Origin of the sequence: Nostoc sp. 2RC (assembly GCF_014222165.1) — a bacterium.
In the GTDB taxonomy this organism is placed as follows: Bacteria; Cyanobacteriota; Cyanobacteriia; order Cyanobacteriales; family Nostocaceae; genus Nostoc; species Nostoc linckia.
In genome coordinates, this window is record NZ_JACKZU010000193.1 from 1 (window position 1) to 15,220 (window position 15,220).

Below are 15,220 nucleotides of genomic sequence, written 5' to 3' on the forward strand. Positions count from 1 at the left end.
AAATTACAAATAATATGTTTAGTGTTTTTTTATAAAAATTGAGCCAATAAGTATACCTAAGACTGCAATATAAAAAGTCAATTTGTATTCATAGTTACAGATATTTGTGATGCTGTTAGTATTCCTAGTTAGGACTTACGCAAGTGTCACAAAAAATTAAGATATTTAGTTTGTAGTGAGGGCTTCAGCCCTCATTTTAAGGACTAAAGTCCTCTCTACGAGACGCTACGCGTAGCTTGCTTAAGAGCAGAGGTACACTACGAACTAAAAATAATATGCCAGTTGCCTAAGTCCTACTTGTTTTTATGCAGAGCATGGTTTCTAAACATTGGGATAAAGTTACGGTAAGCTGACAATGCTGCTTCTTTAATGGTTGCACTCACAATGGGAAAGGTAGTGAGGATACAGCCGCAATTTTTAATTTTCAGGTATATTTGCTGATTACTTTATCAAAATCTCTAATTGCTTTATAAAAATGCCCGTTTGCTTACTCAAAATACTGAAATGCTTTCTCAAAAGAAGCTTTTGCTTTCTCAAAATGCCATTTGACTTACTCATTTTGGTGTTTTCCGCAAGCAAAATCAGCTTTTGCTTTCTCAAACCCCAGTTTGCTTTCTCATTTTGGTATTTTCCGCAAGTCAAATCAGCTTTTACTTTCTCAAACCCCAGTTTGCTTGCTCATTTGAGTAAATTTAGCAAGCAAAATGCCTGAATGCTTCCTCACTTCAATAACGCACACTTTAGATTTTATGTGCATGAGGACTAATGTCTGTAATACACCTGAATATTTGGATATTGACTTAGTATTTAATCTTGAACCAACTAAATATATCTGCTGGCGTAATTTGCCAATCTGCTAATACATTAAGAACAGTCAATTTATCATTATTATATTTGACTTCCGGTAATTGATTAGGTTGAAATATCATCACAGATCTATCATTAGAGTCAATAAACCAACCTAATTTTGTACCATGATTAATACAAAAAATAATTTTATCAATTACACGGTTAGGAAATTGGTCAGGTGATAAAATTTCAATTATCCAATCTGGATAAATTTCAAATTTGTTGGCAATTTCCCCATATTCATCAACAAGAAGCCGTGACCACTCAAATACAGCAATATCTGGAACTAAAGAACGTCCTCCAAATGTGCAGCGTAATTCATTTAATGCTAAAACTTTTTGCTCAGATTTACTTACCTGATTAATCTCTGTGGATAAACGAGTTTGGATTATACTATGTTTTCCTTGGGGCATTGGTTTTTGGTAGATTTTTTGATCGATATATTCACTAGCTGGTTTAGTTTCTGGTAATTGTAGAAACTCTGTTAAAGAAAGATTAGATGATAATGTAACCATAAAAATTACTCCTAAAATAATTTAATTATATCTTTAAAGCTTTGTAGGGTGTGTTACTGCACAGCGTAACGCACCGACTGTTATATAATTGTGGTGTATTAATTATGTGGGTGTGGGCTTAACGCCGTAAGTTATCTTACTCTTTATCCTGAATAACAAAGACGCGAACAATCACCGTCTCTACAAAGAACTAATTATTGTAAAATCGCCGATTCATTGCATATCTTGTTTGAATTACAAATTAGAAAATAATCCTAAAGAACGTTTGACGAATATCAAAAAAAATAGAGCAGTTGCACTGTAATACAACTGCTCTAAAAAATACTTGGATGGAGATTTTCTACCTATCCACAGAACCCATAATCACGTCAATACTGCCGAGAATTACCACAATATCAGCAACCTTCATTCCACGCAGTAAATGTGGGAGAATTTGCAGGTTGTTGAAATCAGCAGGGCGAATCTTCCAGCGTGCAGGGAAGACGTTATCATCGCCTACGAGATAAATTCCGAGTTCACCTTTACCGCTTTCTACACGGGCGTAGATTTCACCTTTGGGAATTTTGAAGGTGGGGGAAACTTTTTTACCGATGTACTGATAATCAAAAGCGTCCCACTCAGATTTTTTACCTGCGGCTAGGCGCTTGGCTTCGAGATTTTCGTAAGGGCCGCCAGGAAGTCCTTTGATTGCTTGGCGAATAATCTTCACAGATTCCCGCATTTCCCGCATCCGCACCACGTAACGGGCAAAGCAATCACCAGCAGTTTCCCATTGTACATCCCAGTCGAAATCGTCGTAGCATTCGTAATGGTCTACTTTCCGCAAATCCCATTTCACGCCAGATGCGCGTAACATCGGGCCAGAAAGTCCCCAGTTAATTGCTTCTTCACGGGTGATAGTCCCGATACCTTCAACACGCCGGCGGAAGATGGGGTTATCGGTTACCAAGCGTTCGTATTCATCAATTTTGGGTATTAAATAATCGCAGAATTCCGCGCACTTATCTACCCAGCCATAAGGTAAATCAACCGCCACACCACCGACGCGGAAGTAATTATTATTTACCATCCGGTAACCTGTGGCGGCTTCCCACAAATCATAAATCATCTCCCGTTCCCGGAATTGGTAAAAGAAGGGAGTTTGAGCGCCAACGTCAGCGAGGAAGGGGCCGAACCACAGCAAGTGGTTGGCGATGCGGTTCAACTCCAGCATAATTACGCGGATGTAACTAGCGCGTTTGGGAACAGCGACACCTGCTAGTTTTTCCGGTGCGTTGACGGTGACGGCTTCGTTGAACATTCCCGCAGCGTAGTCCCAGCGACTAACATAGGGGACGTACATGACGTTAGTGCGGTTCTCAGCAATTTTTTCCATTCCTCGGTGGAGGTAGCCAATAACTGGTTCGCAGTCAACGACATCCTCACCATCCAAGGTGACAATTAGCCGCAGAACTCCGTGCATTGAGGGGTGGTGTGGCCCCATATTTAGCACCATCGGTTCAGTGCGGGTTTCTATTCTGGTCATAGATTTAGTGTTCTCCCGTTGTGACAATTTTGAATCGAACCGCTAAGATGCCAACTAGACACAATTATTTTGTCTGTCAGAGATTGACGGGGGGATGAAGAGACGCGGGGACGCGGAGAATCAAAATTTTCCCATGTCCTGACATCAGCCTCAACTTTCAATTTGACAGACTATTAGAGGCAATACTTTTAAATGTATTGCCCATACAGGGGTATGTTTGAGAGGGGGTGACAGAGGAGAGGTTTTACTTGATGTTTCATTTTGTTGCACTTCTTCAACTATTATATGGAAGCTGGATATCAAGAACTTGAGGCGCAGGAATTTTTTCATGTGCCAGTGTTGGGTCGGGAGATAATTGAAAATCTGGCGGTGCGTCCCGGCGGGCATTATTTAGATGTTACGGTGGGTGGTGGCGGTCACAGTCGGCTAATTTTAGAAGCTGCTGCGGATGTGCGGGTAACGGCAATTGACCAAGATGAAGATGCTTTAGCTGCGGCGCGAAAGAATTTAGCTGAATTTAGTCATGGCGTACAATTTATTCATCGCAATTTTGCTACCTACGAGTTTTCCCCTAATAGTTTCGATGGTATCCTCGCGGATTTGGGGGTGAGTTCTTACCATTTAGACCAGGCAGAGAGGGGTTTTAGCTTTCGCCAGGATGCGAGTTTGGATATGCGAATGGATCGCGGGCGATCGCTAACTGCTGCTGATGTGATTAATAATTGGGATGAAGCCGAATTAGCTCAAGTTTTCTTTGAGTACGGTGAAGAGAGATTATCGCGCCGTATTGCCAGACGCATCATCGAACGCCGTCCGTTTCACACCACTGTTGAGTTGGCCCAAGCCATCGCCGGTTGTGTTCCCCCCAAATACCGTTATGGTAGAATTCACCCCGCTACTCGTGTTTTTCAAGCTCTGCGAATTGTGGTCAATGATGAGCTAAAATCCTTAGAAACTTTTTTGGATAAAGCACCAAACGCCCTTGTCCCCGGTGGCAGAATTGCAATTATCAGTTTTCACAGCCTAGAAGACCGTTTGGTAAAACATGGTTTGAGAAATTCACCTTTATTAAAAGTCTTGACAAAAAAGCCAATTATTGCATCTGAAGAGGAAATTAGTCAAAATCCGCGATCGCGATCGGCCAAGTTGAGGATAGCAGAAAGAAAGCAAGAGTGAATCGATATGTAGAGAAGTTGTAATGCAACGTCTCTACAAAGATTTTGATATATACACAATCGTTTTCATAGATGAAATCAGCAATAACCAAATTAATCTTAATCAATTAAAAAAACCGCCACTATATTAATTAGGACGGTTTGGTTAAGCAATCGGAGGGTAATTACAGATTACTTTGCTAATAAATGAAGTTGCTGTAACGAAGTTTGCAATTTGTAAGAATTCAGTAGTCAGAATCCAGGATTCAAAAGGGTTAAAGAACGAGAATAAATATTTGATAAACAAATTTCCTGTTCTATTAGATACTTCTAAATTGTGACTCTTGGGTGCTGAATTCTTTAAATTGGTATCCGAAGTAAGGAGTTATCTCAAGTTAAGAAATAAGTTATCTTTACCACAGTTATGACACGCATTCTGTGTAATTTGCTATTACTTACGTTGGACTGGAATTCCCCAAATTTTGATTTGTCGATCGAATCCACCACTGGCTAGAATTTGCCCATTTGGACTAAAAGCGATCGCACTTACCCAGTCTGTATGTGCGCTGAATGTATTAATTAACTCACCTGAAGTGATATTCCACAACCTAATACCATCTTTACCAGCACTAGCTAGGGTTTGTCCGTCTGGGTTAATGGCGATCGCATTTACCCAGTTATTATGTCCTGTGAGGGTGCGGAATAATTCTCCACTATTGACATTCCACACTTTAACGGTGCGATCGCGGCTAGCACTAATCAATGTTTTTCCGTCCTGTGTAAAAGCAACTGCGGTTACGGAATTAGTATGAGCCACTGATTCACGGATTAATTTACCACTACTCAAGCTCCACAACTTAATCACACCTTTATCGTCACCACTAGCCAAGGTTTGCCCATCAGGACTAATAGCCACCGCATAAATCAAATTGTTGAAGCGTGCTAAACTACCCAATGGGCGTTGCTGCAATAAATCCCACAAGCGAATTCCATCTAAAGCACCGCTAATTAAAACTTTACTATCAGGGGATACCGCTAAAGATAATACGTTACTGGTATGTCCTACAAAAGAGCGGCTAAATTTAAATTTAAAATTTTTCACATTCCAGAGGTTAATGGTGTTGTCAGTACTACAACTAACCAAGGTTCGACCATCTGGCGAAATTATTAAAGACTCTACAGCGGTTTTGTGTGCTTTGTTAATATCCCCGAATTTTTTGCCGTTTGCTGGATTCCACAGACGAATTATACCTTCATTTTCCGCACCACCACTGATAAGAATTCTACTATCTGGAGTGAATGCTAGGGATTTAACAGTTCCGGTATGTCCTTTGAGGGTATAAAGTAATTGAAAATTGGCAAACCTATTTGTAGTTTCGGAGTTTGGTGCAAATTCAATGACAGCATTAGCTTGATGACTATAAAACCCTTCCCAAGTAATGACTGGAAGGGCAACAGCTATTATTGATGCCAGAATAATATACCTACGCCGGAAATTACCCCCTCCTCTTCCCTCACTCCTCACTACTTTGCCTCACTTTTTGATTAGGTATAAAAAAACATATACATACAAACATCTAAGAGTTATGAACCACAACTCATAACTCCTAATACCATTTCACTTTATAAATGATACAAATACAAGGGTAAGGGCGTAGGCTCTGTTTTCCCGCAGGGTACAGCCCTTCGCCCCTACAGGTTATTGTATGTGTATCAATATTTTGGTGAATTGGTATAACTCCCAACTCCCAACTCCTAACTCCTACCTCCTAACTCCTAACTTTTAACTCAACACTCCCTAAAGAGGTGGTTTTTTCTTAGAAACACTTAGCATTGGTAAAGGTGGACTAGAGGAACGAGAGGGCAAGTAATGTTGTACTATAGGCTCCTCTGGTAAAGGACGACGCTGTTGGATACGCCACAACTTTAAGCCTAGCGCTATCCCTGCGGTTCCCAAACCAAAAGCAAACAACGACCAGCTATCATCCAATCCGCCAATCAGGGCATCTACCAGTCCCATCGTAATCAATATAGTGATTAGTGGTTCTTTGCGGTAGGTTGACTTCAAAAAACGAGGTAATACAGCATTCATCACAGGTTGATTGGTTCCAGTTCACCTTTTGTGTATATTCTTGACCAAGAATACCTCACCCATATTTTGCCTTTTTCATGGAAGGCATAAACTAATATTTATGACTTTCTTGAGTAGGGGAGGAAGTCTACTCTTTAATGTTGTTACATGTGCTAATTGCAACTTTTCGGATATTTTAGTCAGTAATAGATATTTAGATTCCTCTCTTGGTTACATTCTAGGATAACAACTTACAAATATCAGCCCTGAAAGTCAAAACCAACTGGTTATACCAGCTGGTTAAAACTCCTCTAAATACTAGCTTACAATTTGTACGTGTGTTTGTTGCGTGTTTCTTGGTGGCACTATTTTAGACCAAGCCATGATAACACCCCTTGATTAGTGACGTATTCAATCACCAACATTAAGGCAAAGCCAATCATTGCAGCTCGACCATTCAACCGCTCTGCATATTCGTTAAAGCCAAACTTCGGCTCGTCTAGTTTAGGTGTAATTGTCGGTTGTGATTGTGTCATTTTTTAGAAACCTCTTTTCGGCAAACGGGACTTAATATCGGACTTTGTCTTAGGTGTCGTGCATTTAAATTGCACATCTTTTGGTGTTGGCTGTTGAGTGTCAAAGGTCAAAGTGTGAACAAGATCCTTTACCCTAGACCCTGTTCTTGTTTAGAAAACTTCCACCTTTGGGGGACTTCCAAGTAAAAGAATATTCCGTTGCTGTTGTTGACCGTTGACGGTGAACTGTGAACTGTCAACAGAAGCCAGTGGGTTGGATGGGTTCCCCGGCTGAAAGCAAGTGGCGTTTAACGCTTTAACCGGAATAATTGATTTTTTGGAGTTCCCTAGCTGATTTTGACAGTTCTGGGATGCAAGATGACTCGATAAGTTTAGCCAAGGCTTCCTAAAGAGCAGCTTGCAGCCACTTTTTTAATAAATCGTTACTATTCTTTATATATTGTATTAATACTGAGGCAATAGTCAAGAGTGAGAATTTGCAGCTATTTAGATTAAATTTACAGACTCCAGAGAAAGAATAGCTATTTCTAATACAGCTATGGTCTATGGATCGGTAGCAAGCTTGAGATTGGCAGGCTACAGTTAAACAAAAAAAATTATCAGAGGCGGTATATGGAAATTGGTGTTCCGAAGGAAACTAAAGATTTAGAATTTCGGGTGGGTTTAAGTCCTTCGAGTGTGCGGGTGTTGCGAGAAAATGGTCATAGTATCTTTGTCCAGACTCAAGCAGGTGATGGTGCTGGATTTACAGATGAGGACTACGTCAGTGCGGGAGCAGAAATTGTCCCCACAGCAGAAGCGGCTTGGAATCGGGAATTGGTGGTAAAAGTCAAAGAGCCGTTAAAATCAGAGTATAATTTTTTGCAAAAAGGACAAATATTATTTACTTATTTACACTTAGCAGCAGATCGCAAATTAACAGAACATCTAATTGATTGTGGCACTTGCGCCATTGCCTACGAAACTGTTGAACAACCAGGTGCTAACAAATTACCTCTGCTGAGTCCCATGAGCGTAATTGCTGGTCGGCTTGCAGTCCAATTTGGAGCCAGATTTCTAGAACGTCAGCAAGGCGGTAGAGGTGTGCTTTTGGGTGGTGTACCTGGAGTCAAACCGGGTAAAGTGGTAATTCTCGGTGGCGGTGTTGTGGGCACAGAAGCAGCTAAAATTGCTGTGGGTATGGGTGCTAGCGTCCAAATTTTAGATGTGAACGTCGAGCGGTTATCTTATTTAGAAACGTTATTTGGCTCTAGAGTGGAATTTCTTTACAGCAACTCAGCTCATATTGAAGCCACAGTTAAAGAAGCCGACTTGCTCATCGGTGCAGTTTTAGTTTTGGGACGTAGGGCACCAACTTTAGTATCCCGCGAATTGGTCAAACAAATGCATCCTGGGTCAGTAATAGTTGATGTTGCTGTAGATCAAGGTGGTTGTGTGGAAACCTTACATGTCACATCTCACACAAATCCTGTATATATTGAAGAGGGTGTGGTGCATTATGGCGTTCCCAATATGCCAGGAGCCGTACCTTGGACAGCAACTCAGGCACTCAATAACAGTACATTACCTTATGTTGTGCAGTTAGCGAACTTGGGAATTAAAGCATTAGAAGTAAACCCAGCCTTAGCTAAAGGTGTGAATGTGCAGAATCATAAATTAGTGCATCCTGCTGTGCAAGAGGTTTTTCCTGATTTGGTGAGTTAGAAGCTGTGCAAGTGTTGGGCGATCGCCTATGCTAATGGTGGTAATCTTCATCAATTAGACTAATTTTGTTACCAAATGCGCGGATGGGTAGCTGTAGAAAATCAAAGCTAGCAAAAAATGCCTGCATCCCAATATGTACAAGGTTTTGAGGACTATAGAACTTTTAAACCATCCGCGCACCTTACGGAGACTGAGTTTCAGCGATTTTGAATTGTTTGACTACCGTTTCCTGTGTTATCATTCTGTACATCCGCGCAACTGCACCTTGAAAACCAAATACAGCAAGCCTTTTTAGTGTCGGCGATTGCAATTAACTAAAATCCCTATTAGGGATTGAAACAGATTGAAAAACATACACGCCAGTCAAAGAATTAGTTGGATTGCAATTAACTAAAATCCCTATTAGGGATTGAAACAACCTTTGTAAAACCCCATTAATGTATGTGCGGTATTGCAATTAACTAAAATCCCTATTAGGGATTGAAACACCTTTGCCATCTTCGGTAGAAGGGTATGCGAAGAATATTGCAATTAACTAAAATCCCTATTAGGGATTGAAACAATTCAAGCAATAAACTTCATGAAATTTAGCAGATATTGCAATTAACTAAAATCCCTATTAGGGATTGAAACTCGCCTTCAAATCCTCAATATCTTTGAAGCTTCATTGCAATTAACTAAAATCCCTATTAGGGATTAAAACTCTGATTTTTGAGCTTGTACGAAATAAAAGCCTTGAAGTTACGCCGGTTCTCGATGCAGAGGAAGACGTAGCAAGCATTTGAGAACAAGAGTCATATTGAATAGCGATCGCCATTACGATTGTATCGCTGGAGTACTGGCATTTGAGGTCATTGTTGCCTTATCGCCCTCAGACTCAGTACAATATTTCACCCATTCAGTGTATGGCGATCGCTTTCCTCTTTGGATATGCTTTAAGAAGTATTAAAACTAGACTCCTGTTTTTCGGTATCCGTATCTGAGCAATTGTAATTATTAAACTGACAAACTTGAGAAATTTAACAATGAAATCCTTTTCTATTCCCTTAATTGTTGTAATGAGCGCACTTGCTCTTCCCCAGAGTGCCTATGGTAACGAACAGAATGTCCCAAATGCAACAAGCGATGGCAATCAGGCTGAAGCTTTATTGACTCAACCCGCCAGCATTAATACTAAGTGGAGAAATTTTAGCGGACAGACTTTTAATCTCAGACCAACTTCTCAATCTATTTCAGGAGTCCAAGACCAAGAATGTGCAAAAATCAACCCCCTGGAAATCCTCAATAACCCGGAGTCATTCTTCAAGGAATGTCCGCAGCTAACAAACGCCCGAAGAAATCAGAATTATGAACCAGTTGAGTATTTCAAGGTTCCTAAACTGGATTCTGGCATTAAACTAACAGTGACTCAATTTTAATTATAAAAAGTCTGCGATTCCCAGTTAACTGAGGTATCGATAATATTTTGAAACTCTCTAGGGACGCGGAGATTTCTACCTCAGCACACTAGGAAACGCTATATCTTAAATAATTGATACACAAAAATGCATGAGATATTTATGCTGGCTGCTTTAGAACAAAGCAAAAAAGCTTTATCTCAATGTTTACCAAACCCACCAGTGAAATGTGTTGGCGGTTAACGGTTAACAGTCAACCACCAGTGGTTTTTTTTAGCGCGCATTAGCTGATTTATTTACTACCGCACAGCAAGCCGAAGCGAATTAACCCGCGCTGATAACCGCGACGCATTAACCCTAGTGAAAGCGCCCCTTGAATGGTAGTCCAACCAGCATTGAGTAAACCCCAAAGGGCTTGGGGAGTGAAAGCGGAATCAATGACTACATCCCAAAATGGCGCTACAGCCTGCGACCAATCAGCAGTGCGGATATTGTTTAATGGTAATTCACGGGCGATCGCTTCATACTCCGGTAAAGAAATTACATAAGGCAAACAATAAACTCGATAAATATCCTGTAAGTGCTTTTCCTCATCTGGCGTTAGTGGTGACTCAGCAGTTGGTCGATGACACCAAGTCACCATAATAAACGTACCACCAGGCTTCAACACCCGATAACACTCTTGCATAAACTTGGTTTTATCTGGCATGTGTTCGCCACTTTCCAACGACCAAACCAAGTCAAAAGAATTATCATCAAAAGGCATTGCTTGGGCATTGGACACCTGGAATTTTGTTCTTTGACCCAAATTTGCCTCTAGGGCGCGTTCTTTTGCTCTGGCGGCTTGTACGGGGCTTAATGTAATCCCTGTAGCTTCAGCATGAAACTTTTCTGCTAAGTATAAAGAACTACCCCCAATGCCACAACCTACATCCAAAATATTTTCAGCCGCCTCAACCTTTGCCCAACTAAGTAATTCTTCAATTAAGTCAATTTGTGCTTGACGACGGTTTTTTTTCTCGCCACCATCAGCCCCATAGTAGCCGTGGTGCATGTGTTCTCCCCAAATCTGTTCCCAAAGACCAGAGGAGGCATCGTAGAATTGTTGAATTTGCTGGTATAGTGTTGCACTCATAAAAAAGTAGTCTCAAGATAAAGCATAGTTTAAAAAAACATATTCGTTAGGCTACCATGTATGTTTTTAATTAAATAAGGGTATTTTTGTTCCAGAGAAAGTAAGCCATGATATATCCTCATGGGAAACATTTCTCAACTTTACCTCAATCAACTGTTCTGATCTGAATTTATACCATTGAAGAAGAATACAGAATTCAGAATTCAGAATTCAGAATCAAGACGCTCGAAGACCCAATACTGATTGTAGACCACCAAATCTACGATTTTGTGGGGGTGCAAAAACGCTGATTATTCAGACGCCAGTCGCACAAAATACCCGACTGAATTCTGACTCCTGACTTCTGAATTCTTTTTGATAATTACAAATAATGCTAAAAACTCAAGCATGTACCAATCGATATTAATTTAGCTTTATTAATGCGTGAAATTTGAAATTTTAATTTATTATGACTGTTGCTCGGACAATTTGTTTGGGATTTTTGGCTGTCATTGCTATAGGGACTATCTTACTGATGATGCCTTTTTCCACTAGCAGTGGTACGTGGAATAACTTTATTGTGGCATTATTCACCTCTACATCCGCAGTTTGCGTTACAGGTTTATCAGTAGTTGACCCTGGTACTTATTTTTCCTTTTGGGGTCAGTTGTTTATTGCCCTATTAGCTCAGGTTGGCGGATTGGGTTATATGACAACTACCACATTTTTGATTTTGCTCATAGGGCGTAAGTTTGATATGCGGCAAAAAATCGCAATTCAACAGGCTTTAGACCGACCGGGAATGAGTGGTAGTAGCCAAGTTATCCGCTCAATTATTGCCACAACATTGATTTTTGAAATTACTGGTGTCTTTTTACTTTTGCTGGCTTTTGTTCCTGAATACGGTTGGAAAAATGGACTGTGGTTAGCAATTTTTCATAGTATCAATGCTTGGAATAATGCCGGATTTAGTTTATTTAAAGATAACTTGATTGGCTATCAGTCATCTTTCTTAGTAGTCTTCACCATCACAACGTTGATTATTTTTGGTGGCATAGGCTATCAAGTAATATTAGAAATGTATCTTTGGTTGCGCGATCGCATTTTAAGAAAAACTAGTTGCCAAATATTTTCCCTAGACTTTAAAGTTGCCACCAGCACAACAATTATCTTGTTAATTCTCGGAACTATTGCGTTTTTCTGTATAGAAGTAAGAAATCCTGCAACATTTGGTTCGTTAAATTTCTACGACCAAATATTAGTAGCTTGGTTTCAATCAGTTACACCGAGAACTGCTGGCTTTAACACCATTGACATTAGCAAAATGACCACAGCTAGTTTATTTATTACAATTGCCCTCATGTTTATTGGTGCGAGTCCAGGTGGTACGGGAGGGGGTATGAAAACAACAACCCTGAGAGTCTTAACTAGTTGCACCAAAGCAATTCTACAGGGCAAAGAAGAAGTTTTATTATACGAACGCAAGATAGCAATATCTTTAATTTTGAAAGCCGTGGGTGTATTAGTGGGTTCAGTAACCACACTGATTTTAGCGACTACTTTAATCAGTCTCACAGATCCAACTTTGGATTTTATTCAAATTTTGTTTGAAGTAGTATCAGCCTTCGCCACCGTAGGACTTTCCACAGGTATCACAGGAACCGTATCCATAGCAGCCAAACTAATCTTAATTATCACCATGTACGTTGGACGAGTAGGCGTTTTGCTACTAATGTCCGCCATACTAGGAGATCCGCGGCCTACTAGAATTCATTATCCGGAAGAAAACTTACTGGTGGGATGAGGGAGACAAGGGAGACGAGGGAGATGGAGAGATGGGGAGATGGGGAGACAAGGGAGAATAACTCCTAACTCCAAACTCATAACTCCTAACTCCAAACTCATAACTCCTCACTCCTAACTCCAAACTCCTCACTCCTAACCCCTAACCCCTAACTCTTGCAAAAATTTTTCAAAGACTACTGCCGAGTATCCAGGGAACACACTAAAAACTTACTATTAGATTTTCTCATTAAGTAGTTAAGGTCTTACTATCGACCTCAGCAAAACTTGGGGTTAATTATTGGTACTTCTTTAAAACTTTCTGGTGGTTGCGGTTCTAAACCTTTGTCAGCAAAATGCTTATTCATCAGTGCTGGGACTTGTGATGCTTGAATTTGGCTGTAGCGGGTTTTATCGGGCATAACTACATTTGGCCCGCCTTTGCAGTTTTTCATACAACCAGTGCCCTTGATTGTAACTTGGTCTTCTAAACCGCGATCGCTTAAAGCAGCTTCTAAAGCCTGACAAACTCCTCTACCACCGCGTTTCATGCAATCAGACTTTTGACACACCAAAATTGTTGCTTTCGTCTTTGCGGGTCTTACCTTCCCACTATCAATTGATGGGGGTTCTTGTGGTGCAGCAACAGCTTGAACTCTCGCCATTTCAGAACGCGCCGCCATCACTCGTTCGGCTTTCAGTGTAACTTTGTCTTTTTTTATATCGTATTTTTTGTAACCAAAAACTTGTAGCCAAGTACCTCGTGGTAGCCGCAAATCAAAAGCAGCCCGTAAATGTTTAGCCAGTTTCACATAACATTCACCCTCATGAGTACTCAGCAATAAGCCCTTTAGCTTATAACCATCTTTCATAACAAAATCAGTAAACCTGCCCTCAAGGCAAAATTCCGATACTTCTAGACTCTGACATGCACCCATTTTTTAACCTCCTTTTAACTCATACAAGCTAGCTACAGCGATTTTTTCAGCACCAGGTAAAAATTGGCCACTTAGATTAAGGCTTTTGATAACGACTTTTCCAGCAGCATTCAAGAGTCGAGATTTGGTCTTGACGAGAAACTGCAAATCGCCGCATCACACTCCAAAGTTGAATAGCCGCAGTGGGAGAACTAATTTCAACTTGTAATGGCTGATTAGTCACACAACTACACGGAATGTCCAACTCCTGTAGCCGTTGATAGACTTGCCAACGGTCTGCCCAATTAACTTCTACAACGTGTTTTTTTTCGACTTCTGAACTAGACGATTTCAAGAGAATTGCCCTCAAAGTGCAACAAACTTGCAGTAAATACCGCGATATAACTTCTTACTTTTGGAAAGTCATGGGAGTTTAACCTCTTAAAACCAGCATACCTTAAGTGCAAACAATTCTCATTAACTTTGAAAAAAAATAATTGCTGGGGATGGGGCATGGGGCATTGGGCATTGGGAGTTAGGAGTTGGGAGTTAGGAGTTAGGAGTTAGGAGTTGGGAGTTAGGAGTTAGGAGTTGGGAGTTAGGAGTTGGGAGTTAGGAGTTAGGGATGAGGAGTGAAGGATTATTTTCCTTGTCCCCTTGTCCTCTTCTCTCCCTCCTCATGCCCCATACTTCTCTGCGAGAGGCTGCGCCAACGACTACGCTCAGTACAAGTGCCCAATGCCCTATGCCCTATGCCCCAATCTCTTACATTCAACAAATAAATAAAATGATAATTTTTCTAGCTAATAATTAAAAATTTCGTCATAGCAAATAGGCCTTGCCATTATTGTGAAAATGTTAGTATATAAAGACTAAGCAGTTAAAAACTGTAACTGTTAAAGAGCGAGGAGAACAATGTCTGAAACGCAAACTTTGTTACGAAATTTTGGTCATGTATATGACAATCCTGTACTGCTAGATCGCAGTGTAACTGCCCCAGTTACAGAAGGATTTAACGTTGTATTAGCTAGTTTTCAAGCACTTTACTTGCAGTACCAAAAGCATCATTTTGTAGTGGAAGGTGCAGAATTTTACTCTCTGCATGAGTTTTTTAACGAAAGCTACAATGAAGTGCAAGACCACATCCACGAAATTGGAGAGCGCTTGGATGGACTGGGTGGTGTGCCAGTTGCAACCTTCAGTAAATTAGCAGAATTAACCTGTTTTGAACAAGAACCAGACGGCGTATATTCTGCCCGCCAAATGGTAGAAAATGACCTAGCTGCTGAACAAGCAATCATTGGTGTGATTCGTCGCCAAGCTGCTCAGGCAGAGAGTTTAGGGGATCGGGCTACACGCTATCTCTACGAAAAGATTTTGTTAAAAACTGAGGAACGTGCTTATCATTTGTCCCACTTCCTCGCTAAAGACAGCTTAACCTTGGGCTTTGTCCAAGCTGCTCAAAGCTAAAACTCTCATAATCTAGATTTTTCTACCTACAGCGCAAGAAAAAATCAGCGGTATTAACTCTTAAAAGATTATAAAAGGTGGCAGAGAGTAGGATTCCTATTTCTCTGCCATTTTTAATCTAAGTCAATATATTTACATCATAATTTAACCTTGAAAATATTTAGCAATTAGTTATTCAACATATAT

General features: G+C 40.5%; 13 protein-coding genes and 1 CRISPR repeat array. Of the genes, 5 read left to right on the forward strand and 8 right to left on the reverse strand.

Annotated features, from left to right (window positions below; genetic code table 11):
- Positions 1–800: 800 nt before the first annotated feature.
- Positions 801–1,364 (reverse strand): Uma2 family endonuclease, encoded by a 564-nt coding sequence (locus GNE10_RS20530; RefSeq protein WP_185566754.1) that lies wholly within the window; start codon positions 1,362–1,364, stop codon positions 801–803.
- A 340-nt stretch (positions 1,365–1,704) separates the two neighbouring features.
- Complete coding sequence (locus tag GNE10_RS20535) at positions 1,705–2,889, reverse strand: NAD(P)H-quinone oxidoreductase subunit H (RefSeq protein ID WP_099069767.1); 1,185 nt, start codon at positions 2,887–2,889, stop codon at positions 1,705–1,707.
- Between the two features lie 285 nt (positions 2,890–3,174).
- On the opposite strand from GNE10_RS20535, the gene rsmH reads away from it, so the two are divergent.
- Positions 3,175–4,065: a 16S rRNA (cytosine(1402)-N(4))-methyltransferase RsmH gene (rsmH, locus tag GNE10_RS20540; RefSeq protein ID WP_185566755.1), complete on the forward strand. Its 891-nt coding sequence runs from the start codon at positions 3,175–3,177 to the stop codon at positions 4,063–4,065.
- Positions 4,066–4,494: 429 nt separating this feature from the next.
- Here the strand turns inward: rsmH and GNE10_RS20545 are convergent, their stop codons facing one another.
- The 3 genes from GNE10_RS20545 to GNE10_RS20555 form a co-directional block, all read right to left on the reverse strand.
- Positions 4,495–5,568: a WD40 repeat domain-containing protein gene (locus GNE10_RS20545; RefSeq protein WP_185566756.1), complete on the reverse strand. Its 1,074-nt coding sequence runs from the start codon at positions 5,566–5,568 to the stop codon at positions 4,495–4,497.
- Between the two features lie 273 nt (positions 5,569–5,841).
- Positions 5,842–6,135: a hypothetical protein gene (locus GNE10_RS20550; protein WP_099069769.1), complete on the reverse strand. Its 294-nt coding sequence runs from the start codon at positions 6,133–6,135 to the stop codon at positions 5,842–5,844.
- A 344-nt stretch (positions 6,136–6,479) separates the two neighbouring features.
- Positions 6,480–6,650, reverse strand: coding sequence for a chlorophyll a/b-binding protein (locus tag GNE10_RS20555; RefSeq protein WP_099069770.1), 171 nt, complete (start codon positions 6,648–6,650; stop codon positions 6,480–6,482).
- A 612-nt stretch (positions 6,651–7,262) separates the two neighbouring features.
- On the opposite strand from GNE10_RS20555, the gene ald reads away from it, so the two are divergent.
- Together ald and GNE10_RS20565 are read left to right on the forward strand one after the other, a co-directional pair.
- Positions 7,263–8,354, forward strand: a complete 1,092-nt coding sequence (gene ald / locus GNE10_RS20560; RefSeq protein WP_185566757.1) for an alanine dehydrogenase — start codon at positions 7,263–7,265, stop codon at positions 8,352–8,354.
- Between the two features lie 303 nt (positions 8,355–8,657).
- Positions 8,658–9,057: a CRISPR direct-repeat array (repeat unit 37 nt; unit sequence ATTGCAATTAACTAAAATCCCTATTAGGGATTGAAAC).
- 322 nt (positions 9,058–9,379) lie between these two features.
- A complete protein-coding gene (locus GNE10_RS20565) occupies positions 9,380–9,772 on the forward strand; it encodes a hypothetical protein (RefSeq protein WP_099069772.1) in 393 nt (130 codons plus the stop codon).
- A 271-nt stretch (positions 9,773–10,043) separates the two neighbouring features.
- On the opposite strand, the gene GNE10_RS20575 is transcribed toward GNE10_RS20565, so the two are convergent.
- Positions 10,044–10,886 carry a methyltransferase domain-containing protein gene (locus tag GNE10_RS20575; RefSeq protein ID WP_185566758.1) on the reverse strand — a complete coding sequence of 281 codons (843 nt, stop codon included), beginning with the start codon at positions 10,884–10,886 and terminating at the stop codon, positions 10,044–10,046.
- A gap of 448 nt (positions 10,887–11,334) precedes the next feature.
- On the opposite strand from GNE10_RS20575, the gene GNE10_RS20580 reads away from it, so the two are divergent.
- Positions 11,335–12,669, forward strand: coding sequence for a TrkH family potassium uptake protein (locus GNE10_RS20580; protein WP_185566759.1), 1,335 nt, complete (start codon positions 11,335–11,337; stop codon positions 12,667–12,669).
- A gap of 256 nt (positions 12,670–12,925) precedes the next feature.
- On the opposite strand, the gene GNE10_RS20585 is transcribed toward GNE10_RS20580, so the two are convergent.
- A complete protein-coding gene (locus GNE10_RS20585; protein ID WP_185566760.1) occupies positions 12,926–13,585 on the reverse strand; it encodes a (2Fe-2S) ferredoxin domain-containing protein in 660 nt (219 codons plus the stop codon).
- A gap of 76 nt (positions 13,586–13,661) precedes the next feature.
- Entirely contained in the window at positions 13,662–13,919 is a 258-nt protein-coding gene (locus tag GNE10_RS20590; protein WP_099069776.1) for an Asr1405/Asl0597 family protein, read from the reverse strand.
- 560 nt (positions 13,920–14,479) lie between these two features.
- On the opposite strand from GNE10_RS20590, the gene GNE10_RS20595 reads away from it, so the two are divergent.
- Entirely contained in the window at positions 14,480–15,034 is a 555-nt protein-coding gene (locus tag GNE10_RS20595) for a Dps family protein (RefSeq protein ID WP_099069777.1), read from the forward strand.
- Positions 15,035–15,220: the final 186 nt, after the last annotated feature.